The 23590-nt window shown below is 64.2% G+C and carries 22 protein-coding genes; 8 read left to right on the top strand and 14 right to left on the bottom strand.

All coding sequences use genetic code 11. The annotated features are described in order from the left end of the window. Positions 1-71: 71 nt before the first annotated feature. On the bottom strand, positions 72-695 hold the full coding sequence (locus tag BKN37_RS05805; protein WP_165618296.1) for a TetR/AcrR family transcriptional regulator: 624 nt from the start codon (positions 693-695) through the stop codon (positions 72-74). 166 nt (positions 696-861) lie between these two features. On the opposite strand from BKN37_RS05805, the gene BKN37_RS05800 reads away from it, so the two are divergent. The 3 genes from BKN37_RS05800 to BKN37_RS05790 are packed head-to-tail and all read left to right on the top strand — an operon-like array spanning position 862 to position 4153. Continuing rightward, positions 862-1899, top strand: a complete 1038-nt coding sequence (locus BKN37_RS05800) for a phosphotransferase (RefSeq protein ID WP_165618295.1) — start codon at positions 862-864, stop codon at positions 1897-1899. Next, the gene (locus BKN37_RS05795; RefSeq protein ID WP_165618294.1) at positions 1893-3035 is read left to right on the top strand and encodes an LLM class flavin-dependent oxidoreductase; all 1143 of its coding nucleotides are present in this window, start codon (positions 1893-1895) and stop codon (positions 3033-3035) included. Before BKN37_RS05800 ends, BKN37_RS05795 begins: the two co-directional genes overlap by 7 nt. Then, entirely contained in the window at positions 3032-4153 is a 1122-nt protein-coding gene (locus tag BKN37_RS05790) for a TIGR03857 family LLM class F420-dependent oxidoreductase (RefSeq protein WP_071023063.1), read from the top strand. Before BKN37_RS05795 ends, BKN37_RS05790 begins: the two co-directional genes overlap by 4 nt. Here the strand turns inward: BKN37_RS05790 and BKN37_RS05785 are convergent. Genes BKN37_RS05785 through BKN37_RS05770 form a run of 4 tightly spaced genes read right to left on the bottom strand, consistent with a single transcriptional unit; the run spans position 4139 to position 8966 of the window. Further along, the gene (locus tag BKN37_RS05785; protein WP_071023060.1) at positions 4139-4942 is read right to left on the bottom strand and encodes an SDR family NAD(P)-dependent oxidoreductase; all 804 of its coding nucleotides are present in this window, start codon (positions 4940-4942) and stop codon (positions 4139-4141) included. The genes BKN37_RS05790 and BKN37_RS05785 overlap by 15 nt on opposite strands. Positions 4943-4945: 3 nt before the next feature. Beyond that, positions 4946-6022 (bottom strand): phosphotransferase, encoded by a 1077-nt coding sequence (locus BKN37_RS05780; protein WP_071023102.1) that lies wholly within the window; start codon positions 6020-6022, stop codon positions 4946-4948. Further along, complete coding sequence (locus BKN37_RS05775) at positions 6019-7524, bottom strand: acyl-CoA reductase (protein ID WP_071023057.1); 1506 nt, start codon at positions 7522-7524, stop codon at positions 6019-6021. Before BKN37_RS05775 ends, BKN37_RS05780 begins: the two co-directional genes overlap by 4 nt. Beyond that, positions 7524-8966, bottom strand: coding sequence for a hypothetical protein (locus tag BKN37_RS05770; RefSeq protein ID WP_242657100.1), 1443 nt, complete (start codon positions 8964-8966; stop codon positions 7524-7526). The genes BKN37_RS05775 and BKN37_RS05770 overlap by 1 nt, the downstream gene beginning before the upstream one ends. A gap of 78 nt (positions 8967-9044) precedes the next feature. Between BKN37_RS05770 and BKN37_RS05765 the strand changes: the two genes are divergently transcribed. Together BKN37_RS05765 and BKN37_RS05760 are read left to right on the top strand one after the other, a co-directional pair. Continuing rightward, positions 9045-9698: a TetR/AcrR family transcriptional regulator gene (locus BKN37_RS05765; protein WP_242657099.1), complete on the top strand. Its 654-nt coding sequence runs from the start codon at positions 9045-9047 to the stop codon at positions 9696-9698. Between the two features lie 91 nt (positions 9699-9789). After that, positions 9790-10446 (top strand): TetR/AcrR family transcriptional regulator, encoded by a 657-nt coding sequence (locus BKN37_RS05760; protein ID WP_071023053.1) that lies wholly within the window; start codon positions 9790-9792, stop codon positions 10444-10446. A gap of 25 nt (positions 10447-10471) precedes the next feature. On the opposite strand, the gene BKN37_RS05755 is transcribed toward BKN37_RS05760, so the two are convergent. The 9 genes from BKN37_RS05755 to BKN37_RS05715 form a co-directional block, all read right to left on the bottom strand. Then, complete coding sequence (locus BKN37_RS05755; RefSeq protein WP_071023050.1) at positions 10472-11794, bottom strand: phytoene desaturase family protein; 1323 nt, start codon at positions 11792-11794, stop codon at positions 10472-10474. Positions 11795-11813: 19 nt separating this feature from the next. Continuing rightward, positions 11814-12974, bottom strand: a complete 1161-nt coding sequence (locus BKN37_RS05750) for an acyl-CoA dehydrogenase family protein (protein WP_071023045.1) — start codon at positions 12972-12974, stop codon at positions 11814-11816. 3 nt (positions 12975-12977) lie between these two features. Beyond that, positions 12978-14186, bottom strand: a complete 1209-nt coding sequence (locus BKN37_RS05745) for an enoyl-CoA hydratase-related protein (RefSeq protein WP_071023042.1) — start codon at positions 14184-14186, stop codon at positions 12978-12980. Next, positions 14176-14628 carry a MaoC family dehydratase gene (locus BKN37_RS05740; protein ID WP_071023038.1) on the bottom strand — a complete coding sequence of 151 codons (453 nt, stop codon included), beginning with the start codon at positions 14626-14628 and terminating at the stop codon, positions 14176-14178. Before BKN37_RS05740 ends, BKN37_RS05745 begins: the two co-directional genes overlap by 11 nt. Before the next feature lie 116 nt (positions 14629-14744). Then, positions 14745-15800, bottom strand: coding sequence for a phosphotransferase family protein (locus BKN37_RS05735; RefSeq protein WP_071023034.1), 1056 nt, complete (start codon positions 15798-15800; stop codon positions 14745-14747). 202 nt (positions 15801-16002) lie between these two features. Beyond that, a complete protein-coding gene (locus BKN37_RS05730) occupies positions 16003-17688 on the bottom strand; it encodes a class I adenylate-forming enzyme family protein (RefSeq protein WP_071023030.1) in 1686 nt (561 codons plus the stop codon). Next, entirely contained in the window at positions 17688-19325 is a 1638-nt protein-coding gene (locus tag BKN37_RS05725) for a class I adenylate-forming enzyme family protein (RefSeq protein ID WP_071023027.1), read from the bottom strand. Before BKN37_RS05725 ends, BKN37_RS05730 begins: the two co-directional genes overlap by 1 nt. A 3-nt stretch (positions 19326-19328) precedes the next feature. After that, positions 19329-20189 carry an SDR family oxidoreductase gene (locus BKN37_RS05720; RefSeq protein WP_071023024.1) on the bottom strand — a complete coding sequence of 287 codons (861 nt, stop codon included), beginning with the start codon at positions 20187-20189 and terminating at the stop codon, positions 19329-19331. Positions 20190-20364: 175 nt separating this feature from the next. Then, a complete protein-coding gene (locus BKN37_RS05715; RefSeq protein ID WP_071023021.1) occupies positions 20365-20811 on the bottom strand; it encodes an SRPBCC family protein in 447 nt (148 codons plus the stop codon). Positions 20812-20870: 59 nt separating this feature from the next. Between BKN37_RS05715 and BKN37_RS05710 the strand changes: the two genes are divergently transcribed. From BKN37_RS05710 to BKN37_RS05700, 3 genes are all read left to right on the top strand, one after another. Continuing rightward, positions 20871-21500: a TetR/AcrR family transcriptional regulator gene (locus tag BKN37_RS05710; protein WP_071023018.1), complete on the top strand. Its 630-nt coding sequence runs from the start codon at positions 20871-20873 to the stop codon at positions 21498-21500. A 121-nt stretch (positions 21501-21621) separates the two neighbouring features. After that, a complete protein-coding gene (locus BKN37_RS05705) occupies positions 21622-22794 on the top strand; it encodes an LLM class flavin-dependent oxidoreductase (RefSeq protein ID WP_071023014.1) in 1173 nt (390 codons plus the stop codon). After that, a complete protein-coding gene (locus BKN37_RS05700) occupies positions 22791-23546 on the top strand; it encodes an SDR family NAD(P)-dependent oxidoreductase (protein WP_071023009.1) in 756 nt (251 codons plus the stop codon). The genes BKN37_RS05705 and BKN37_RS05700 overlap by 4 nt, the downstream gene beginning before the upstream one ends. Positions 23547-23590: the final 44 nt, after the last annotated feature.

Genomic DNA, 23590 nt, shown 5'->3' with positions numbered 1-23590 from the left:
CAACCAACACCCCAGGTCACAGCCCTATGGGGTTGCGAACGACGGTCAGCGCGACCGGGATCCACAGTTGTTCAGAGCGTGCCCGGTGGCGCGCTGATGCCGTCGAAGGTGAGGTCGATCACCGCGTCGACTTGAGCTTCGAGGTCGTCGTTATCGTCACGCATCGAACGGTCGAGGGCCAACCAGAAGGCGGCGCCGAACATCGACTGGACAGCGACTTCGACGTCGAAGTCCCGGTGTTCCCACCGATCGAGGTTAAGGCGGGTGGCGTCGATGGCGGCGTCGATCAACGGCCGGATCTGGTCGGCGTAAAACCGGCGCGCATGATCGCGGTCGCCGAAGAGGATCACCCCGAGGGCACCGAACGATTCCACGAACATCTGCAGTAGTGCAGCGAAGAAGTCACGCGTCGACTCACGCTGCGTTGCTCCGCCCGGGTCCGAGGGCAAGGTACGGACGGCATCGATCCGGTCACTCAGCAACTCGTGAACAGGCGCCATGATCGCCTCCTCGAAAAGCTTCTCCTTGGAGTCGAAGTGCTTGTAAATCAACGCGCTGTTGACTCCGGCAGCGTCGGCGACAGACTGGATTCGAGCGCCGGCGAGGCCCTTGCTAAGGAACTCCGACCGCGCCACCTCCAGTATCTGGCTGCGGCGCTGGTCGCCGGTCAGTCGGGGAGGCGGAGCGCTTGACACGAGTGGTACCGTACCCGAGGAATTAGTCAGTAACTAGTTACCGATGTACTCGGGAGGCGCGGTGCCAGAGCAAAGTCCCGGCCGAGCCGATCACGGGTCGGAGTGTGCGATGAGTGGGGCCGTTGACTCCCGGCTTTCTGCGCTAGAGCCCGCGTGGTGCCAGAAGATGTTGCGGTCGCACGGCTTCGGGTCGGTAGTCCTGACGACGGTCCACGCGGAGGCGATGTCGGTCAGCGGAGCGGTAGCGGATATGGCCCGGTTGAGGCTTGGCTACGATCCGCGCCACCCATCAGGTCCGTCCAGCGTGATCGCGAAGATCAGCGCCCGCGAGGGGGTGCGTTTGGCGCTCGATCAGGCGCTGGGGATGCAGGAGCGCGAGATCCGCTTCTATGCCGAGCATGCCGATCAGGTGCGGTTGCGCAGCCCACGCTGCGTCGGCGTCGGCGACGGCACGAGCACGCCGCTGTTGCTCGAAGACCTCGGTGGACTGCGAGCCGGGGATCAGGCCGCGGGTCTGGCGAAGGAGGATGCCGATCGGCTGATGGATGTTCTTGCTGAGCAGCACGCGGCATTCTGGGAGTCGCCGATGTGCGAGGAGTCGTGGCTGGCATCACCCACTGACGAGGCCTACGCCAGTATGGTCGCGCAAGTGGTGAACACCGGCGTCGACGTCTTGGCTGACCGCTACGCCGACCGCGCCCCTGTCGAGGCGATCAAAGCGGTCGAAGCACTCGCACCCCGGTGGCGCCAGGTGATCGACGCATGCGCCGCGGGGCCACGCACCGTCGTCCACAACGACTGCCGTTTGGACAACATCTTCTTCGACGACGACGGCACACCGATCTTCGTCGACTGGCAGTCCGTCGGCGTCAGTCGAGGCATACACGACGTCGCCAATCTTCTGGCCGGAAGCATGAATATCGAGGAGCTTCGCCAGCACTGGGAGAGCCTGCTGAGTCGGTACCACCGGCGACTCTGCGCGCTCGGCGTCACCGACTACGGCTGGCAACAGTGCGTAGCCCACTACCGGCAGTCGATCCTGTTTCCGCTTGGGCAGGGAATCGCCCTTGTGGGCGCGCTGAACCGTCACGACGGTCGAGGTTTGACCGATCCGGCGCTGCTTCGCCCGCTCCTGCACTGTCACGATCTGAACGCCTTCGACACCATCGACCAGCATCCCCGAACAATGGAGACATCGTGCTAGAGACCTGCGTGGGCCTGTGGACCAACCGCTACTTCCCCGCCGCAGTCCTCGCAGAGCAGAGCAAAGTCTTGCAGGACAGCGGAGTCGTCGACGGCGTGCTGGTTCCGGATCAGCTGGCGGGTTTTCTTCCCCGTCAATTGTGGAGGGAGGAAAACACACCCATCGCGTCGATTGTGCGAGACCCGGACTCCGCAATGGATGCGTTCATGGTCGCACCGTACATATACGCGGCGGCCCCGCGGCTGAACATGCACCTGACCACCGACAGCATCCGGCGCGCTCCCTCGGAGCTGATCCAATCGATGCTGACGCTGGCGCATATCACCGAAGGCCACGCCAACTTCCAAATCGGCGGGGGCGAGGTGAAGCAGACTCGGCCCTTCGGTCACCCGTACAAGCAGGGCATGTCCCGGATGCGAGACCTGATGCAGATCTATCGTCGCGCCGTGGAAACCGACGGCCCGTTCGACTATGCGGGCGAGCGGTGGACGTTCGAGAACGCGTTCCTCGGCAATGCCAACGAACATCTGCCGACGCTGTGGGGTCTCGGCGGCGGGCCCAGGCTCACCGACTGCTCCACCTCGTTCGCGGACGGCATGGCCTTCACCCTACCGGGCGCGTTCTCCAACCCCGATCAAGTCGCCGAGGCTGTCGGCTCGATCCGCAAGGAGGTGGAGCAGAAGGGACGAGACCCCGAGGCGTTCCGAATCGGCCTGTGGGCAGCGATATTGTTACACCCCGATCAGAGTGTCCTGGAAAAGGCCTTCGATAACCCGCTGATCAAGTTCTTCAGCGCCGCCAACGGCCGGGTGGAATCGCGTCAGTGGCAGGCGGAGGGGCTCCCGCTGCCCTTCCCGCAGGGCTGGGCCTACTACAAGGATCTGCTGCCGAACGACACCCCAGACGATCTGGTCGACACCATTCTTGCCGCGACCACCCGGGAGCACGTCGAACGCTCCTGGTTCGCGGGGAGCCCGGCCGACGTGGCAGCCCAAATGCGACCGTACCTGGAAGCCGGGATCGACTGGGTCCTGCCCTTCGACTACCTACCTGTCGTCGGTGACCCGGCCGACGCGCCGGCCGCCGTCGGATGGATGGTCGACCTGTGCCGCGAGCTCAAGTCGGCGTCGAAATGACCACTCCCGCCCGGACCGCCGACCTCAGCACATACCTCATCTCCGGGGCCGTAAGCGCCCAGCCGAAAGACCGACAATTCGATACCGAGTACCGCACGGTCGCCGAAGGCATCCAGGACGGCGTGGACGCCGACCGTCTCGGATTCCACCGCGCCTTCTTATCCGAGCGCTACGACATTAAACACGCCGACGTGATCCTCAGCGGCATCGCCGCCCGCACCTCCACAATTCTGCTGGCCACCGGAACCATCGACCCCCAGACCCGCCAGGTGTGGAATGTCGCGGCTTTCGGAGCGACCATGCAGTCTTGTTATGGCCCCCGCACGATGATCTGCCTGGGACTCGGCGACGACATGATCTTCAAACGCATGGGGGTTCGCAAAGCCAAGTACCGCGAAATGATCGAGTACGCCAGCTTGTATCGCGCCCTGTGGCGCGGCGAATCGGTTTCCTATGCCGGGCAGTCCGGATCCTTCGAGAACTTCTCCTTCTCCGAAACCTACGACGGGCCGCCCCCGGAGCTGTGGCTTGGCTCGTTCGCCAACCTCAAAGGTGCGGAGGCCATCGCCGCCGGCTTCGACGGCGTCGTGCTCCCCCCGGTATTCACCCCCCGCGCCACCGAAGCCGCCGTAGCGCGAATCCGTGCGGCCTGCGAACGGATCGACCGCGACCCCGCCACCGTGCGGATCTGCCAGTCGGTGATCACCGCGCCCGAGCTGTCCGAGGAGGAGTTCCGCCAACTCGCGCACGGACGCGCAACGTCGTACTTCGTCTACCCCGGATACGGCGAGAACCTCGCCCGCGTGAACGGGTGGGACGAGAAGGTGGTTCTCGACGTCCGCAACCACCCCATCTTCACCGGGCTGGCGAAGGTCGCGGACATGGAGCTCCACCGCCACCAGATGATGGACGCCGCCGCGCTTATCCCAGACGAATGGATGCTCGACTCCTGCGCCTTCGGAACAGCAGAAGAATGCGCTGCCAACCTCCAACGCTTCGCCGACGCCGGCGCCGACGAGATCACCACTTACGGGTCAACCCCAGCCCAAAACGCCACGCTTCTCGCGGTGTGGAAAGACCGCGCCAACCGGGCGGCCTCCATCTCACGACCCTTGTAGCATCTTGCGGCATATCGGCAGCCACAACGTCCGAGGGAGACGGGCGGCAATCGACACGAAAACCCGTGCGGGTAACAGCGGCACGACAGTACGCCGCCCGTCGGCAAGGGCATCCAGGCCGGCCGTCGCGCACTGCCGCGGGGTCGCGGTGAGGAACGCGGGTTGGCGTTTTGCTTGTTCCGCGCCGTCAGCGATTTCGGAGAACTCGGTGGAGACGCTGGCCGGGCACATCACGGTCACGGTGACCCCGAACGGCTTGAGCTCGCAGTGCAGGGCTTGGGCGATCGAGGTGACCGCAGCCTTGGTCGCGGCATAGGCCGCGAAGTTCGGCATTGGTTGATTCCCGGTCATCGAGGATACGAAGAGCACCGCTCCAGCGCGTCGCTCGACCATCGCCGGCGTCAGCGAGTGGGCCAACGCGAAGGTGGCCTCCACGTTGGTCCGCATCATCAGGGTGATGCGGTCTCGGTCGTTGGCGAGAAACGGTCCGACCATTCCAAATCCGGCGCACAGCACCAGCACGTCGAGCGTAAGCCCCAGCTCGCCCAGCTCGCCCAGCATCCGAGCGCGGTCGTCCCGGTCGGCCAGATCGCACGGTAGGGCCCACGCGCGAATTCCGTACTGCTCGCGCACTTCCGCAGCCAGCTTCTCCAGACGCTCACGGCGGCGGGCGACCACGACAATGTCGTGCCCGCGCGTAGCGAGCTCGCGGGCCAGCTCCTTTCCAATACCCGAGGAAGCCCCCGTGACCAGTGCGGCGTGGCCGGTCCGGGGTACAGGAATCGCCATCGTCTAGTCCAATACATCCGCAGCACCGGTAGCCTGAACGAGATCGGCCGTGCCCCGCATCAGACGCGCCCACATTGCGTCCCCCCGCTCAGTTCGCTCCAGCGTCAGCGACATCGCGACACCGAGCAGGAACGGATAGAGCGCACCGCGACGATAACCCTCCCAGCAGTCGTCCAGCGAGAAGCCCTCAACCCCGGCGGCCAGCAGACCCTCGTGGTAGCTGCGGAGCAGCTCACGCTCGTGAGCACGACGCTCAGCCGGGCTGACGCAGGCGCCCAAGAAGATCGCTACATCGACCAACGGTGGCGCGAGTCGCGCAGCCTGCCAGTCGATGATGGAGACCGGCGGAGCGGCCGGATCGACGCCGAACATCACGTTGTCCAGCCGGAAATCACCGTGAGCCACCACGAATGGGCGCTTCCACGTCTTCGCGGTGTAGTGCACGGCTTTCGGCGCCAGCTGCCGGACCAGCTCGACGTGCTCCAGCTCAAGGTGGTCCGCGAAGCGCTCCAGGAAAGGCTCAAGCGCGGCGGGCACGGCAGCGAAGAGCATCTCGGTGCGCGCGACGTCGGCTATCCATTTGCGGCCGAGCAATTCCGGTTGGTCCCAACTTGAAGACTGCAGCTTGACCAACTCCATCACCGCGAGCCGAGCTTGGTCCGGTGTGCAGCCGGCGACCATGTCGCCCACCATCGAACCGGGTGACAAGTTGTCGATCACCAGGGTGAACCGGCCGGTTTGCGGCTCCAAACCGCCCCAATGCATGCGCGGGACCTGAACCGCCACGAGCGGCGCAATCTCCTGGTAGAAGCGGACCTCGGCCTCGTACACACCCATCGCGGCGCCCAGCTGGCGACTGCTGGCGTCCTGGGACGGCAGCTTCACGATCAACGACGGCGGACCGCCTTCAGCATCGTATTCCAGGTCGGCCCGCGCGACCAGGCCGAGTTGGCCGGTGCCCACCAGTTCGGTCTTCGCCGACGTCACGCTGACACCCGCACCGATCGTGCCGCCTTCGCGGAGCGCACCTGTAAACCACTCCGGCGTTAGATCCCCCACGGTGTCGACAATGTGTGTCATGCTGGCCTCCTTTCGGCCGAGTTGGCGTGTGAAACCCACAGCGGGATGACCGTTTCCGGGTCGCATTGTTCATCGACAATCCATTTCACCATCCGGCGCATCGGCTCGATGGCGTCTTGTGGCAGCGTTACGTCCGGGTCGGCGGCATAGCCGAGCGACACCAGCCGCTGTGCTCCGTGCAGCGCGAGCGCGTCACGCAGCGTCGTCTTCAGCGACTCCGGGTAGATCCCGATCGTCTGGGTGTACGCGTTGACGTACGCGACCGCGTCGGCCGGGTCCTCGATCGGGACTAGGTTGGCTACCCGGCCGGATAGTGAACGGTGGAAATCCACCGGTTCGTCCAGCTGCGAACAGATGACCGCGCCCTCACCGTCACGCCCGCCGTAGACCCGATACCACTCCGGGCTGGCGCGCAACGCGTCCAGGCTGCCACGCAGCTCCGGGTCAAAGGTCTTGGCTGGTGTGCTCAGCATCTCGGGTAAACGTTGCAACTGCTGATAGACGGCCTCGCCGAGCGCGTTGAGGCGGTCCAGGCCCTCCGGCGCGAGCCCGCAAGCCACGTACACCACACGAGCGTTGACGCAACCGAGCTGATTGAGCGCCCCGATGTCGGTGGCCAGCCGCAGTGCCACCTCCTGGAGGGTCTGTTCCGACTCGAACGCTTCCGGCCCGATGATGGTGGCGCTGCGTTTCGGGTCCAGCGAAATCAGCTCAAGCCCGGGTTGGACATAGCGCAGCACATGGGTGACCGACGCGAACCCGCCCCAGGCGATAATCTTCTCGATATTGGTTGGCTGATACAGCGCCGTCTCTACCTGCGTGTCGCCGCCCTTCCAATACGCCACTGAAACATGCCGGGTGATCGGATGACCAGGCGCCATCTCGGCCATGGTCTGCGCAATGGCCAGCGCGGTGAGCGGGTCGTTGGACGGCGTTTTGATCACCGCGTCCGACCGCGCCACCGCGTTGCGCACGATGGACAGCGCCGCGATGAGCGGGCTGTTGCCGGCGATGACGTGCACAGTGCGAGCACCCATCGCGCGGATACTCGCCACCCGCCCGTCGGGCATGGCCCGCTTGACCCAGCCCTCCAGGTAGGGCACGCCAATCGTCGCCTCGGCGAGCTGACGCACCGAGTCGGCGCTGAACAGGGCCGGGAGTTGCTGGAACGACGCGCGAACCAGCGGGGTGGTCATGTCTGACCACTGCGAGGAGTGTTCCAGCGCCTGTTGTAGGTGCGCATTGGATCGCAGTACGAGGTGCCGACCCAGCTCGTCGAGGTAGTCGACGATTTCCGAGAAGGGCAGCTGATGCACATCCGATAGCCGGCGGGGGTCGCGCAGGGGCAGCGCCGATACCACCCGGCTCGCGTCGGGCGCCTGGAAACTCGCCGTACCGCCCCGACCGTCGAACGTGACGAGCGCGTCACACAAGATCTCGCCGCGCACATATGCCGGAACGACGCGCTTCGGCGTGCGGGTATCACGCGGCGTCGCGGTCATCAGGCGAGCCTCTCGTTGAGGAATTCCAGCGCGGCCCGATGGGCATCCTCGGACGCGACGCAGGTGATCTTGTCGTCGCCGCCCTGCTTATCGCTGAATCGCTCAATGCGCCTAGCCAGGTGCGGGGTGGTGCGCCCGCACTCGCAAGCGTCGAATCGGGCGGACACCTCGTCGCCGGTGATGTACCCGCCCCAGTAGCTGGAGGCCAACAGGTCGAACACCGCCGCACGGCCGGTCTGCTCACCTTCCCTGGGCAGCACGCTACCTTCCACCGGGTCCAACACGAACGGGATGATCCACGGCTCAAAGTGGTATCTGCCGTGCTCACACATTTTGTTCATCGCGGTAATTTCGGACATCACGTACATGTGCTGGATGTGGTCGACACCGGTGAACGTGCGAACGGTCTGCTCCCAGTCGTTGGGGACGACCGCACCCTTCGCCCCGCCGCCGGTGCTCACCAGTGAATCGGGCGCGAAGACGTTGGAAATGCCCTTACTCAACGCGGCTTCGGCGATCGAGTAGAGCACATTCCAGGTCGCCAGCACCCACACCCGCTCGCCGCGCAACCGCTCCACGATCTGGTCGACGAACCGGGGCATCGTCTCGGCCATTTCACGCTGCTCACGCTCGAACTGCTCCTTGCGCACGCTCAGTGCCGGATTGATCTCGAGCTGGTCAATCTCGCCGCGGGCCGCTGCAGCCCGTAGCCGGCCGGCGAGGAACATCGAGTCGGAACTCATCCGTCCGGGGCGCAGCGCATGCAACCGCTCCTCAGACCCCAGTAGGTGCGGTAATCCCATCTGCGGCGCGCGCATGATCGCGCTGCGACCGTACCGGTAGAGTGGCCACACCAGGTTGAAGTACTCGCCGTCGTGTCGACCGCCCGTCCCAGCCGGATCGGAGTACTGGAACAGTCCGCAGCGCGCCGCGGCGAACATCTGATCCCATTCACCTATCCCACGTGGCAGGAAGGACATCATCCCGGCGGTGCCGGAGGTGTGCGCCACCCGCAGCGGGGTCTGGGCGTCCAGCACATCCAGCCACGAATCGATGCTGTCGCATCCGCTCACGTCGATCGCGCTCAGGTCATGGGTAGTCAGCCGATCCAGCCACCGGGTCAGCGCGGTGAACCGATTCTTCACCAGCAGCGAGACCGGATAGGACTTGTATACCGAGTGCTGGAATAGGAGCGGCACCACATCGTTAAGGCATTCGATGGCGGTGACACCGGCCTCCGCGGCCATCGCGGTCAGGGTGGGAATCGCATCGCGCAATTGCTCGAAGCGCATCCGCAGTGCCGCCAACTGCAACGCGCCGAGTTCCTCGGCCGGCAGGTGCTGCATGGCGTACCAGGAATGGCCAAAGAACTCGGCTGGCGTGTCGGCAAAGGCCCGAACATCTGCCGCCGAGGGCGGGATCGCAACAGCGGATATCGTCACCCGAACTCCTCCTGCACAACTTCCCCGTATGCCGTACGGAGATATATTGAGCTAAACCGTAAGCTGTACGGTGTAGGCGTGTCAACAGGTTCGAGAAACTCAGACCGGCCGAGCCGACGCGGTCCGCGTCCGCGCTTCACCCGTGCCGAAGTGCTGCGCACCGCATTGCGCTTGATCGACAGCGGGGAGCCGGGAGCATTCAGCATGCGCCAACTCGCCGACGAGATGGGGATGGGCGTGATGACGCTCTACGGGTATGTGCGCGACAAGCAGGAGCTCTACGAGGCCGTGACGGCGCTGGCCTTCGAGGAAATCCCCGCGCGGCCGACGACCAACGGACCGTGGCATGAGCGAGTCGGCGACGCGGTACGCGAACTGCACGCCATCTGCCAGCACCACCCCAACCTGCTGACCATCGCCCTCACCGACGACAAGCTCAAACCCGGGCTGTTCCAACGCCGTGAACTCATCCTCACCGCCCTACGCGATGCCGGCTTTTCCTCCGAAAACGCCTTGCACGTGCTTGGTGTACTCACCAGTTATGCAATCGGATTCGCAGTCGCCCAGGAATCACCGGCGTTACGCCAGCTTCCCTTGGAAATCCGCCACAAGCGCGCGGAGGGATTTCCGGGCCTGAGCGCAGACGCCGCGAACTATGCGGCGCATCTCGACCCAGCCGCTTTCGAGTACGGGCTGAGCCTCATCATCCGCGGCCTTCGCGCTGACCTTTGACCGCCGACCGAGCGCGGCCGGTGACTGGGGATCTCGCTTCCTCGGTGACCCGGATCCGGCGGGCTGATCACCCCGGCGTTATCATCAGCTGATGGTCAGCGGGACAGGGAACGGCTCGTCTCCGACCGTCTCTCCCGCGGGCCGTGATGCCACCGGCGATTCGAAGGCGGCGCAGACACGCACCCGAATTCTTGACGCAGCGGCGCACGTGCTCAGCACAAAGGGCTATGCCGGCCTTCGCCTGAATGCCGTGGCCGCACACGCCGACCTGCAGACGCCGGCCATCTACTACTACTATCCATCCCGCGACGATCTCATCGAAGAAGTCATGTGGGTTGGGATCGCCGATATCCGCAAGCACGTCGCTGCGGTGCTTGACGCCTTACCCCCCGATGCCACCGCGATGGACCGCCTACTCGCAGCGGTCGAAGCGCACTTGCGTCACGCACTCGAGATATCCGACTACGCAACCGCTTCCATTCGAAACGCGGGTCAGGTGCCGCTGAAGATCCGCAAGCGCCAGATTGAGGAGGAAGAGCGCTATGGCGAGATTTGGCGCAGGATCATCAACGACTTGGCCCGCTCCGGCGAACTCCGCGCCGACTTCGATCTTTACATCGCGCAAATGCTGGTTCTGGGCATGCTGAACTGGGCCCTTGAGTGGTGGGATCCGCGCCGCGGCTTACCGGAGGTCGTGGTCGCCAACGCCCAGTCGTTCGTCCGTCACGCACTCGGTGAGCACGCATAGCGTCGCGGGTCAGCATCGAAGATGATCATGTGCCCGACAACAGGGCAGGTCGATGGGTGGCGATGATCTTGTCGACCACCAGTTTGGCGGTTTCAGCGCAGGCTGTGGTGCCACCGTTGGCGTATTCCTTCACGCCGTCGCCGACATTCCACAACCCCGCGAACGGTGTGTCGTGTGGAAGGTCGAATCCCGCTACGGCCCGCTGTGGCGGCCAATCGTCACGCGTGACCGCAACGTTCAATATTCTTGCGCGGTCATTGAATCGATCGATCTGATCCTGCAGATCCTGCAGCAGGAGCTCTGTTTCGGCGGCCTCGTCGAAATCGCCGAGAGACGGCTTTGGCACAGAGGTGCCGACGTAGAGATTCCAGCCGTCGGGGGCCATCTCAGGGCAGGTGTCGGTGAAGTTGGCGATGTAGGCTAGCCGTCGCGACCTGGCAAAGCTGAGCATGCCCGGAACGTCGATCAGCCGCTCCCGGCTGGCGAAGTTCACTGAGATCATCGAGGTGGGGCGGTCACCCCGTTGCACCAGTTCCAGATAGTCGTTCGGCACAGCGTGCTCACCGAGCAATGCGACAGTGGCCGCCGGACCCACATCACTGACCACAACCGGCGTTGCAATGGCTATCTTCTCGCCGTTACGCAGCACTTCGACGCCGGTTACCGCACCGTTGTCGGAGATGATCTTGACCGCGGGAGTGGACAACCAGACCCTGCCCCCGCGTGACTCAACGACTTCCGACAGAGCCCGCCACAGGCCAATCGTTCCCTCCGGATGGAAACCGAACCGCTTGAACGCGCTCTTTCGGGTGAAGTAGGTCAGAAACACCCGCGCCGGTAAGTCCTCAGACCCCACCGCGAACACCGACGCACACATATTACGGAAGATTCCGTGTACACCATCGTTTTTCGTGTATTTGGCTACCCATTGCTCGGTGGAGAGCTCGTCGGTGGGCAGGCCGGAATCGTTGCGTGCGGCACCGATTCCCTTGACCAATTTCGCGCCCTGGCGAGTGAGCTTGCTCAGCAGAAATCCCCAACCGCCTCCGGTGACGTCCACATCTTTGCCCGCGATGCGGTACAGGATCGGTGGTTTCGGCTCGCGGACGTCGAACCGCGCGCCCACCTCTTCAAAGGTCTGCTGGGTTATTCCGCCAACCTCGATGACGATGGCACCGTTGTTGACCTTGAATCCGTCGATGTCGTCGGTGGATGCCCGCCCGCCGACCTTGTCGAGGCGCTCGACGACCAGGGTGCGGTAGCCGCGGTGGGCCAAGCGGGCCGCTGTGAACAGGCCCCCCGCTCCGGCGCCTATGACGACGGCGTCAAACTGCTGTTCTTTGCTCATCTGCCACCACCTTCGTCGGTTAGTAGGAGCGAGGCAGACCTAACGAAGTCTGCGCAATGAAGTTCAGGGTCATCTCACGGCTGACGGGCGCGGTACGCATCAACCGGGTTACGAACCAGAGTTCGGATAGCCCGTATTCGTTGGAGAGCCCGTTGCCGCCGTGGGTTTGGATGGCTTGGTCAAGAGCTTTCAGCGCTGCTTCCGACGCAGCGAACTTCGCGATGTTGGCGGCTTCGCCGGCCGGCTGGCCGGCATCGAACATTTCGGCGCTGCGTGCCGTCGCCATCCGACTGAGCTCGACGGCGATGTGGGCTTCCGCCAGCGGATGGGCGATACCCTGATGCGCCCCGATAGGTGTGGACCAGACACAACGCTGCTTGGCGTACGCGCACGCCTTGTCGATGGCGTATCTACCAATGCCGCCGCACAACGCGCCCACGAGAATTCGTTCCGGGTTCAGCCCGTCGAACACTTGCCGCAATCCGTTGCCGGCCACGCCGATCAGCGCCTCCTCACCGACCTGGACTTGATCTAGGTAGACAAGGAATTGCTTGTCGGGCGACACGATCGACGTATCGATAGGCCGGTAGGTCAAGCCAGGGCTGTCGGTGGGCACCACGAACAGTGACAGCGCGTTCTTCTCCGGCGTCGAATGATCGGCATCGCGGGCCACGATCAGGATCGCACTGGCTTGGTCCACTGCGGAGATGTAGTATTTGCTCCCCGTAATCGTCCATCCGGCCCCGGTCCTCCGCGCGGTCGTCTTGAGGTTGTGGCTGTTGGATCCGGCATCGGGTTCGGTCAGACCAAATGCCATTTTCTTGCTCCCGTCGGCGATCGACGGCAGCCATTGCTGCTTCAGCGAAACCGACCCGTGTTGGGACAAGATGTTGCCGCAGATCGCCGGCGAGATGACCCAGATGAGCAACGGCATGCCGTGGGCGCCGAGTTCCTCGACGACGACGACCGCTTCGGTCATTCCTCCTCCCCCGCCGCCGTACTCCTCGGGCAGGTGCAGTCCCAGCAGTCCCGCGGCACCCAAGTCCTTCCAGAGATCCTCGATCCCCTCGCCAGCGCGGCCGCGCTGCAGAAAGTAGCGCGACCCGTAACGCGCAGCGATACCGGCCACACTGTCACGGACCGCCCTGTGTTCGACGGAATCGTTGATCAATCCGGCCATGCCTTACCTTCCTGTGAAACTGGGCCCTCGTTTTACCGCAAATGCGGCCAGCGCGTTCGCTGCGTCAGCGGTGTTCCCGGTAATCTCGAGCGCTTCGGTCTCGGCGTGCAATTGTGTCGACAAGTCGTTGTTCCACGAGTCCCGCAACAGAGCACGCATTTTCGCGAACCCCCTGGTGGGCCCGTGGGCAAGTTGATTCGCCAGCGCTACGGCTCGATCACGGAGTTCGTCGGCGGCCACGATCTCGTTGATCAGTCCCCACTCGAGCGCCTCGGCCGCCTCGATCGGCGTATTGCGCAGATAAGCCTGCGCTGCCCGACGCGGCCCAACTAGTCGCGGCAGGTGCCAGGTGCCACCACCGTCGCCGGATAAGCCCAGACCCGCGAAGCCTGTCACGAATCGGGTGCCCTCGGCCGCCAACACGAGGTCTGCCGCGTATACATACCCCAGGCCGCCACCGGCGACAGCGCCGTGCGCAGCGGTCACGATCGGGGCATCGATGTGGCTCAGCACGCGAAACGCCTCGTGGAACCGAGTGGTCATCTGCCTGAACAGATCACCCAGGTCTGCCGGACGACGTTGCCGGAAATAGTCGATGTCGCCGCCGACCGTCAAGGCGGCCCCGTTTCCGCAGATCAACACCGCGCGAACGGAGTGATCGGCGGCGATCCGGCGAGCGATCTCCAAGGTCTCCTGCGCCACTTGTAGATTGATGGCGTTGCGCGCATCGGGTCGGTTCAGGCAGACGGTGGCCACACCGTCGATCACCGAGTAATCGATCGTTTCCGGTGCAGCGTCGGCGCCCAGGGCTTCCACCCAGGCAGCACTGTCGGTCAATTGGTCCAGTGACACGATCCGCCCGTCGGACGCGAAACCGATCACATGAATGAATGCCGCATCGAGCTGCCGTCCTGACGCCCGCGCAGTGCCACGATATCGGCCCGCGACGAAGAGCCTGCCGTCATCGAGCATTTTGAATTCCTCGGCCCGCGCTTCCACACAGTAATGACGACCGATTCGCCACCACAAATTGGTCTGCATGGCTTCGGCACCGATGTGCTCACCACCCATGTCGAGCGGTAGTCCCTCGGTGACACGGCCGACAAAGTCCGGATGCAGCAGCGACACCACGTGATCCCGGTCTCCGGCAGCCAGCGCACGATAGAGCTGCTGCGCCACCGATAATTCCGACTCGTAGTGGCTATCCGACATAGCGGACGATGGATTCCACGACGGCGGCGGGCTTCTGTGCTCCGTCAGCCTCGACGGTGGTGACCAAAGTGGCCTGTACCGCACCCTCCAGCTTTGTGATATCGGCGATCTCGGAGTGGGCTCGCACTCTGGCACCGACGGGAACCGGAGTGATGAAGCGGACCTTGTTGAAGCCGTAATTGATCGCCATCGTAATGTTTTCGACACGGTAAAGCTGGTGCATGAAATGCGGCAACAGCGACAACGTCAGTAGGCCATGCGCGATGGTGCCACCGAAGGGGCCTCCGGCGGCCCGGTCAGGGTCAACGTGAATCCACTGATGATCGTTGGTGGCATCGGCGAACAAATTGACACGGTCCTGCCGAACCTCCATCCAGTCGGTCGGCCCCAGTTGCTCACCTTGGGCATGAGCCAACTCGTTGAGATCATTGAATATCTTCACCTTCTGCTCCTCTTGATCGAACGCGCAACCCGACGGTCACGCCATCACTCTCACAGGCGTCACCTCCACGATGAGGTGACGCACAGTGCGACATCTGCGTGACGATGCGATCGACATCATTCCTTGAGTTGGACCGCAGCAGACGTCAGCAAGGTGGCGATCGACTCTTCGAGCACGCCACAGTCGATCGCACCGTGGTCACCCATCGACCCCGTCCGATATCTCATGACCGCAGCCTGAAGCAGGCTAGCCTGGCGCCACTGCGTGAATCCTCGGTAGTAGCCGAGCTGGTCGACGTCAAATCCTGTTTTGTTGCGGTATATCTCGATCAACTCTGACCGTGTCGGAAATCCGCCCGCGCGGGTGGGGGCACGTATCGACATCGGCGGCTCCTCGGCGGACCGCCAATCGTCGAGCAGCCAAGCGAGGTCGAGCAATGGGTCACCCACCGTACCGTGTTCCCAGTCCAGCACCGCCGAGACGCGGCCGCCGCACACCAACAGGTTGGACAGCCGGAAATCACCGTGCATGATCACGGCCGGGTTCTGCGGGTGCGGCAGTCGTTCGATCAGTCTCGAGCGGACGGCACGCCACGCGGCGTCATGGATACAGCCGGAACCCACCCGCAACCACACATCACTCACCCGTCGTGCCTGGTGGTGCAGATACGGAGATTCCGAGGTGTCAAGGCTCAGCAGCGCCGGGTCGAGCCGGTGCAGCCGGGCCAGTGTCGCGATCACTGCGACGCCGATCTCGTAGCGCCGGTCCGGATCGATCAGCTGTGCATCGTCCTCGAGCGCCAGCGCCCTACCAGCCATTCGCTGCATGACAAAAAACGCCCCGCCACTGCGGGACTCCCCGATGCCGATGATTCTGGGCACCGGGATGCCGCTGTTCGCCAGGGCCGCGATGACCCCTGCTTCCCGCGCCACGGCGCGGGCGTTGGTCGCCTCGTTTCCCGGCAGTGGTTCCCGCAGCACCCACTGCCGACCCTCGCCATCGGCCACGATCGAGGTGACGTTCGACTGACCGGCGCCAACACGCTGGATCTCGACGGGAGTACAGACACGTTCACCGTTTGCGACCAGCCAGGCGACCAACGCGCGGGGCTGCGCAGACATCAATTTGGGCGACGCCGAGCGGCGATGCCGCACCGAAACACCGGTCGCCATGACGCACTACCCCTTCACAACACCCAACCGTAAAAACGCCGGCTGAATCCTAGTATTTAATCGATGTCATCAGATGTTATCGCAGTTCATTCATCTGTTGTAGGGGTTTTCTAGTCGTGGTTAAGCTCAGTCGTGAGGCCGCCGCACGCTCTTGACCCCGTGGCCGCCTGCCGGGAACGGGCGTGCCGCGGAACGCCAGAGACTATCTCGGTGACGCGGCAGCGAGCTGCTGCACGAGCCTGAACTTCTGCACTTTGCCCGTCGGTGTTGTGGGGAGATCCTCCGCCCGGTAGAACACCACACGTTTGGGGACCTTGAACGCAGCCAACCTCGCGCGACACATCGCGATGACATCGTCCTCGGTCAGGGCCGCAGTTGGTGCGGGCACCACCACGACACAGCCGATCTCGCCCCATCGCTCATCGACCAGGCCGACGGCGAACACCTGGCTGATCTCATCGTGAGAGGCCAGCAGGTCCTCGATCTCCTTGGGCATCACCAGCTCGCCGCCGCTCTTATACAACTCCTTGCTGCGCCCGGTCACCTCCAGGTAGCCGTCGTCGCGAACACGACCGAGGTCACCGGAGAACAGCCAGCCGTCCCGCAACGTTGCCGCGGTTTGCTCGGGTTGATTCCAATAGCGCAGCATCGCGGTCGGCCCCGAGGAGACCAACTCCCCCTCCTCTCCCGGTGCACAATCCTTACCGCTGGCAGGGTCCACCGTCTTGTACAGCACCAAGGAATCGCTCCCCGGAACAGCCGCGGCACCGGCGAGTTTCGGCCTTCCTACCGTCTCCGATGTCAGCGACAATGGATCCTCAGGAAAGGTCAGCGTCATCGCGCCGCCACATTCGGTCATCCCGTACCCGGTCACGATCTCACTGACGCCGAATTCATCCTCGATCTGTCGCCACAACCAGATTGGCGCGGGCGCGGATCCGCAGAGGATCGCTCGCAACGAGGAGAGGTCATAGTCTCTGCGAGTGGCGCTTTCGAGCATAGCTACGGCCATGGTCGGCACACACAGGATATCGGTGGCGCGGTGCCGTTGAATGCCCGCGAAGTAGCCGTCGGCGCTGAACGTCGTCTGCGGAATGATCGCACCGCCCACGAACATGACCGAGAGGAGACCTTCGATGTAGCCGAACATGTGGTAGCAGGGCAACGAAAACAGAATTCGCCGACCATCTTCATAAGCTCGGGTCAACGCGGAAGCATAGGCGGTCCGCAACACCGCATCATGCGACGTCACCACTCCCTTGGGCGATCCCGTGGTCCCCGAGGTATACAACATATCCCCGGGGTCGTTGGGGTCCGGCTCCAAACCCGCGCTGGCACCATGGTTCTCATCACCAATCGCGGCGAGGTCGTCAATCGTCAGGCAACCCGGCCGGGCCCGACCTTCGATGTTGAACTGCACCACTGTCGGCTTCACGGATGTCACCGGCGAATCCCACCCGGGTATGATGGTGTCGAGCATCGACGGATAATCGAGTCCCCGAAAACCGGTCATGGTGACCAGCACTCGGCACCCCGAGTCCGCGAGGACGTACCGCAACTCATCGTGCCGGTAGAGGTAGTTGAACGGAACGGCGATGGCCCCTACTCGCGCGATCGCAAACTTCACAGCGGCGAACTCGGGGTGATTGGCCATCACCATGCCGACCCGGTCACCGCGCCGAACCCCGAGCACCACCAGGCCATCGGCGAGCCTACGCGACTGCGTGGCGACGTCGGCGTAGCTGTGTTCGCCCTCGTCGGTGAGCACGAGTGGTCGATCGGCGTAGTGGCTGGCGCAGTCGTCGAGCCAGCCGGCCAAGGTGTGGGGACGCCAGGCCGGAAAGCGGTCACGCAGCTGGCTTCGGCGCCAGGCGATACCGGTTTCCATCACAGCTCGGGGAGTTCGTCGGCCAAGATCGCCTCGCGCAACTCGAACTTACGCACCTTCCCTGTCTGCGTCACCGGCAGTCGGCTGGCCACGAACCACCGACTCGGAACCTTGAACCGAGCCAGCCGGGCACGGGTGTGGTCGACCAACCGTTGTTTCAGGTCCGGGGCCGACTCACCCCGCAGGAGAATCACTGCGACAACGACCTCTCCCAGACGCTCGTCCGGAAGCCCGAACACCGCCACCTCTACAATCGACTCATGTTCGACCACAACGGATTCGATCTCGGCCGGGGCGATGTTCTCGCCGCCACGAATAATGAGTTCCTTGAGCCGCCCGGTGACCGTGAGATACCCCCGGGAGTCCATTGTCCCGAGATCTCCGGTGTGGACGAATCCGTCTTCGTCAACCGCGCGCAATGTCGCCTCGGGATCGTGCAGATACCCCAGGAACTGTTGGTATCCCCTTGCGCAGATCTCCCCCTGTTGGCCGACCGCGACCGTCTGGTTGGTGCCCGGATCGACGATCTTGCAGTCGACCTGTGGTAGGGGGCGGCCGACCGTTGTCAGTTGATCGTGTCGTGAATCACCGGGGCGGGTGGTCGACAGCACCGGCGACAGCTCGGTCTGTCCGAACAGGTTGATCACGGTCGCCCCAAAAATCTGTTCGGCGTCGACGATCATCGCCGCGGGCACGTTCGATGCCCCGCCCATGACGGTGTGCAATCGCGGAGCCGGTTCGTGGCCGGCACGCTGACATTCCAGCAATGCGCCGAGCACGGTAGGTACGTAGAAGAGCACTGAAACGTTCTCGTCACGTAACGACTTCAGGACCGGGCCGGGGACAAACCGGTCGACCAGCACCACCGTACCCGCCAACCACAGCGGACCCAGTGTCGCGATCACACATCCGGCGGTGTGGAACAGCGGCAGCGGGTTGAGGCACACCGCCCCCGGCGGTGCATTCACCGATTCCAACGTCAACTTCGCCACATTGACCAAAGACCGGTGCTTGAGCAGCACCCCCTTGGGGCGGCCGGTCGTTCCCGAGGTGTACTGCAGCATGGCGACCTCATCCGCGTCTGGTGAGGCGCACGAGCTCAGGTCACCGTCAACTGCTCGCCACGTCGAGGTGTCCGACAGCGACACGCACCGCAACCCAGGCAATGCGCGGCTCAAATTCGCTGCCACCTCGCTCATCCGGTAGTCGCGGCTGACGTCGGCGTGCAGCAGGATCGAGGCGCCTGAGTGCGATAGGGCGTACTCGAGCTCCTCCTCGCGGAGTGCCGGATTGAGTGCCACCAGCACCACTCCGGCCAGCGCCGCGCCGTATTGCACGACCGGCCACTCAATGACGTTGGGCGCCCACAGTGCGACGTGAGTTCCCCGCTCAGCGAGTTGCGACAAGGCGACGGCGACTCGGCATGCCTCATCAAGCAAGTCGGCATAGGTCAACCGAACAGTTTCGTGAGTACCGTGGCGCACTCCAATAAGTGCGATCCGGTCAGGGTGCGCCCGCGCGCGGTCGGCAAGCAATTCACCCACGGTGACATCGACCAGCGACATCCCGCGGTCTGCTTCCCAATACGCCCGCTCGAGGGTCCTCGGCGACGTCGGCTGCGTGCCCGTCACGGCCATGGTTCAGACAGGATTGCTGCCCAATTTCGCGTACGACATGTCGCTGATCTCCGGCCACCGGCGGGTGATCTCGGCCAGGCTCGGCGGTGCCGAGAATGTCACCCCCTCGTTCTGGAACTGGGCGACGCGTTGGACCAGACCGCCGCCGACGACGAACACCGATCCGGAGTCGTGGTTTTCTTCCGAGAGCAAATACCCGACGGCCGGCGCGACTTGCGCAGGATCCAGCCTGTCGAGCACTTCCTGGGGTGCGATATCGACGGTCATCCGGGTGGCCGCCAAGGGCGCGATCGCGTTGGCGGTGATCCCGTACTTGGCGCCCTCGATCGCCAGCGTGTTGATCAGGCCCACCAGCCCCGATTTCGCGGCGCCATAGTTGGCCTGGCCGAAGTTCCCGTACAGGCCACTGGTCGATGTCGCGACCACGATGCGGCCGTATTTCTGTTCGCGCAGGTGCGGCCATGCTGCACGGCTGACGTTGTAGCCGCCGTACAGGTGGATTTTCAGGACGGCATCCCAGTTCTCGTCTGTCATCTTGTGGAATGCACCGTCCCGCAGAATGCCGGCGTTGTTGACGACGCCATGCACCGCTCCGAACCGCTCGATCGCCGTCGTGACGATGGCCTGGGCGCCCTCCGGGGTCGCCACTGACGAGTAGTCGGCGACGGCCTGCCCGCCGGAGTTGCGTATCTCCTCGACGACGGCGTCCGCCATACCGGTACCAGAGCCCGTCCCGTCGCGCGCACCACCAAGGTCGTTGACCACCACGAGTGCGCCGTTATCGGCGAGGAACCGCGCATAGGCACGCCCCAATCCGCCGCCGGCACCGGTGACGATCACAACCTTGTCCTGCACTCCGGGCACGTGAATTCCTTTGGGTCGGCGTCTAGCGGCCTACGCTCGATTTGAATATAGTTTCAAAATATGCCGACCGTCAAGCCGCGGCAACACATCCAGGACGCCCGCCCGCTGCCGACACCCCCGCGTCTTACGTATAACTCACGAGAGGATCGCGGGTCTTCGACACGCGGCAACGGATTCACAAGCCGGCGGCTTTGCGCGCCAATCCCTGGGAGAACTGCCGATAGAGCCTGGCGATTGCGAGCTCGGTGAGAAATCCGGTGCCCGGCTTTGGCAGCCACGATCCTGACCAGTTGATGACCGTTCCGCCCTCCGCCGAGGGGGCAAGGTCGACGACGGCACGGTAGTCCGGCAGGGGAAGTCCGGACACCAGTTCATAGCCGAAGCGACGACTCGGGGCCAGCTCAACGATGCGCTCCCGGGTCGTGAACTTCAGTCCCAGGCGTCTGAACCGAAAAACCCGGACTGCGCCCACGCTTTCGCCGCCGTCACGGCCCTCCGCCTCGAGGTTCACGGAATCCACATCGATCCATGTTGGCCAACTCGACGCGTCACACAGCAGCGCGTAGACGGTGTCCGGGGTGGCGCCCGTGCGCGCTTGGGCAGCCGCGGATGCGGGACGCATAGCCCCTCCTCCTATAGGAGTAAGTCCTACGATGATAGCTAAACAATGAAGGGAACGGCATGGCGGAATCCCCACCGGTCACCGATGGCCCGCAGCAGTCGACGCGGCTACGCCGGATGCAGCGCGGCCGTCGGGAGCTGGCGCTGGAGGCTCTCAAGCAGTACGAGTTGAAGGGTTTCACTCAGACCACGGTCGAAGAGATCGCTCTGGCGGCCGACTACGCGCCGAGCACGTTCTTTCGGCACTTCGGAACCAAGGAGAACGCCGTCTTCTACGACATCGACGAGCGGATGATGTCGTATCGGGCGCTTCTCGCCGATCCGCCACCGACGGGCGAGGGTTGGTCTCGCACCCGCGAGGTTCTCCTCGAGAACGCCGTCTACTGGCTGGAGTCGGATCCGGAGTTCGCGCCGGCGAGGACCCGGTTGTGTCATACCGAACCGGCGTTGCACAACCGCTATCTCGAATACTGCGCCGAGGTGGAGGACATCATCAAGCAGGTGCTGGCCGCGGACCGAGGCCGGGATCCCCAGACCGACATCGTCGCCGGGGTGGTCGCGGGCGCCGCCGTCGCGGCCTTCCGCACGGCACTGCGGGTGTGGCTGGCCCACGGCGGAAGGGTCGTCGATCACTTGAGGACCGGGTTGGATGCCATGGAAGCCGGCCTGCCGCCGGGCCGGTACCGCTGAATCGGTCGTGCCCGCCATCCGCCCACTCGCCGCGTAGCTAAGAGAGTCACACTCTTGACAGGAGTAACTCTCACGAAAGAATCCTCGCACCGGCATCAGCGCACGAGTGTGGAGGTTGGATGTGGCCACCAAACCAGTGAAGTTCGGCTTGTTCGGGAACGAATTCCCGCCGATGGAGGCCGCGCTGGAGTCGTTCCGGCGAGCCGACAGGCACGGATGGCAGTTCCTCGATCTACCCGACCAGATCATGTCGACCCATCCACTCGGGATGCTCACGGCGCCGGTGCCATCGGCGGACCCGGCCGCGCCGACAAGTTTCTACTCCGAGGCGTGGTTCGGTTCCATGGAGATGTGCGCGGCGGCATCGGTGCTCACGGAGAACCTCGAGATCCTGCTTGCCGTGATCGACCCGTTGCGGCGCAGTCCTGCGGTGATGGCGCAGGAGATGATGACGCTGCAACACATGTCCAAGGGCCGCATGACATTCGCGATCGGGGCCGGCGAGGAAAAGCAATTCAAACCGTTCGGCGAGGTCCGCACCAAGCCGTTCACGCGGCTGGAGGAGGCCGCGGCGATCTGGCAGACGCTGTGGCAGTCCGGGGGTGAGCCGATCACGCGCGAATCCGAATTCTGGCCGCTCACGGATGCGATCTTCCCAATTCCGGCGTGGGAGGGTGGCCCGCCGCAGCTGCTGTTCGTCGGCGGCGGCCCGCGAATCCAGCGGCTCGCCGGAACGGTCGGCAACGGCTGGCTGACGTACTTGCCGGGCGGGTCCGGCAACGACAACGCCTGGTTGGCCGATTACATCCGCGGTATCAGGGAGCACGCGGAAAAGGTCGGGCGCGACCCCGAAGCGCTGCGCTTCAACGCCCAAGTGGTGACGGTACTCGCCGAGGACGATAAGACCGCCTGGGAACTCGCCCGCCACCCCAACCCCGGCTGGATCGCGGTCACCGCCGCCAGCATCGACGCGAGCAAGACCTGGGAGAAGTGGGGTTTCGAACACCCGTTGGGCAACTTCAACTGGGCGCAGGACATCAACCCGATGCTGGCCACGCCGGAGCGGGTCGCCGAGATGACGGCGGAAATCCCCGAACAGGTCACCGACTTCGCCCTGGTGTGGGGCGGACCGCAACGGGTTGCCGGCCGTGTGCAGGAGATGATCGACGCCGGTATCAACGAGGTCAGCTTTTTCAACATGGCGGCCAGTGCCGAACCCGAATACGGGCGTCATTGGGCCGAGCAGATCTCCCAGGTGATCACCCTGCTCGGCGGAGAGCCGCTGCGGCCATGAATTTCACGGATAAGGTTGCCCTGGTCACCGGCGCAGCATCGGGCATTGGGCGCGGGGTCGTCACGATCCTGGCCGCAGCGGGGGCCAATGTCGTGGTCAGCGATATCAATGCGGAAGGGGCCGCCGCCGTCGCGCAAGGTCTCGAACGCGCACATCCCCTCCGCTGTGACGTCAGGGAACCCGACGATGTCCACGACGCGGTGCAGGCGACAGTCGAACGGTTCGGGCACCTGGACATCCTGGTCAACAATGCGGGGATGGAGGTGACCACACCACTGGTCGAGACCACCCCGGATCAACTCGTAAACATCCTGCGCGTCAATATCGCCGGTGTTTTCAACGGCATCCGGTACGCAGCACCACGGATCTCGGAGGCCGGCAGCGGCGCCATCGTGTCCGTCGCGTCGGTGGCCGGGCTGCGCGGCGTCCCGTTGATGTCTGCCTACGGCGCCACCAAAGCCGCCGTCATCAACCTCACGCAGTCGGCCGCGTTGGAGTTGCGACCGACGAATATCCGGGTCAACTGCGTGTGCCCGGGCCTCATCGCGACACCGATGATGGATCAGATGAAGTCGCGTTTTGAGGCCCTCTCGCCGGTACCGATCAACGAGCTGGTCACCGCGAAACAAGGTCGCATGGGCGAACCGGCCGACATAGCGCGCGCCGTCGCCTACCTCGCTTCGGATGCGGCGGAATTCGTCAGCGGTGTCGCGCTGCCCGTCGACAATGCGATGGCGGCAAGCCTGTTCTGAGCGCTGGTGCGACGGGTCGGCGGAGTACACCGGTTATTCGATGC

Origin of the sequence: Mycobacterium talmoniae (genome assembly GCF_001854525.1) — a bacterium.
Taxonomy (GTDB): Bacteria; Actinomycetota; Actinomycetes; order Mycobacteriales; family Mycobacteriaceae; genus Mycobacterium; species Mycobacterium talmoniae.
Note: the sequence above shows the minus strand (reverse complement) of the source record. Positions and strands in the feature narration are given on the sequence as shown.

Coding starts and splice junctions, on each gene's coding strand:
- BKN37_RS05800 (WP_165618295.1), top strand. CDS start 862: ATGTTGCGGTCGCACGGCTTCGGGTCGGTAGTCCTGACGACGGTCCAC.
- BKN37_RS05790 (WP_071023063.1), top strand. CDS start 3,032: ATGACCACTCCCGCCCGGACCGCCGACCTCAGCACATACCTCATCTCC.
- BKN37_RS05785 (WP_071023060.1), bottom strand. CDS start 4,942: ATGGCGATTCCTGTACCCCGGACCGGCCACGCCGCACTGGTCACGGGG.
- BKN37_RS05780 (WP_071023102.1), bottom strand. CDS start 6,022: ATGACACACATTGTCGACACCGTGGGGGATCTAACGCCGGAGTGGTTT.
- BKN37_RS05775 (WP_071023057.1), bottom strand. CDS start 7,524: ATGACCGCGACGCCGCGTGATACCCGCACGCCGAAGCGCGTCGTTCCG.
- BKN37_RS05760 (WP_071023053.1), top strand. CDS start 9,790: ATGGTCAGCGGGACAGGGAACGGCTCGTCTCCGACCGTCTCTCCCGCG.
- BKN37_RS05755 (WP_071023050.1), bottom strand. CDS start 11,794: ATGAGCAAAGAACAGCAGTTTGACGCCGTCGTCATAGGCGCCGGAGCG.
- BKN37_RS05750 (WP_071023045.1), bottom strand. CDS start 12,974: ATGGCCGGATTGATCAACGATTCCGTCGAACACAGGGCGGTCCGTGAC.
- BKN37_RS05745 (WP_071023042.1), bottom strand. CDS start 14,186: ATGTCGGATAGCCACTACGAGTCGGAATTATCGGTGGCGCAGCAGCTC.
- BKN37_RS05735 (WP_071023034.1), bottom strand. CDS start 15,800: ATGGCGACCGGTGTTTCGGTGCGGCATCGCCGCTCGGCGTCGCCCAAA.
- BKN37_RS05730 (WP_071023030.1), bottom strand. CDS start 17,688: ATGGAAACCGGTATCGCCTGGCGCCGAAGCCAGCTGCGTGACCGCTTT.
- BKN37_RS05725 (WP_071023027.1), bottom strand. CDS start 19,325: ATGGCCGTGACGGGCACGCAGCCGACGTCGCCGAGGACCCTCGAGCGG.
- BKN37_RS05715 (WP_071023021.1), bottom strand. CDS start 20,811: ATGCGTCCCGCATCCGCGGCTGCCCAAGCGCGCACGGGCGCCACCCCG.
- BKN37_RS05710 (WP_071023018.1), top strand. CDS start 20,871: ATGGCGGAATCCCCACCGGTCACCGATGGCCCGCAGCAGTCGACGCGG.
- BKN37_RS05700 (WP_071023009.1), top strand. CDS start 22,791: ATGAATTTCACGGATAAGGTTGCCCTGGTCACCGGCGCAGCATCGGGC.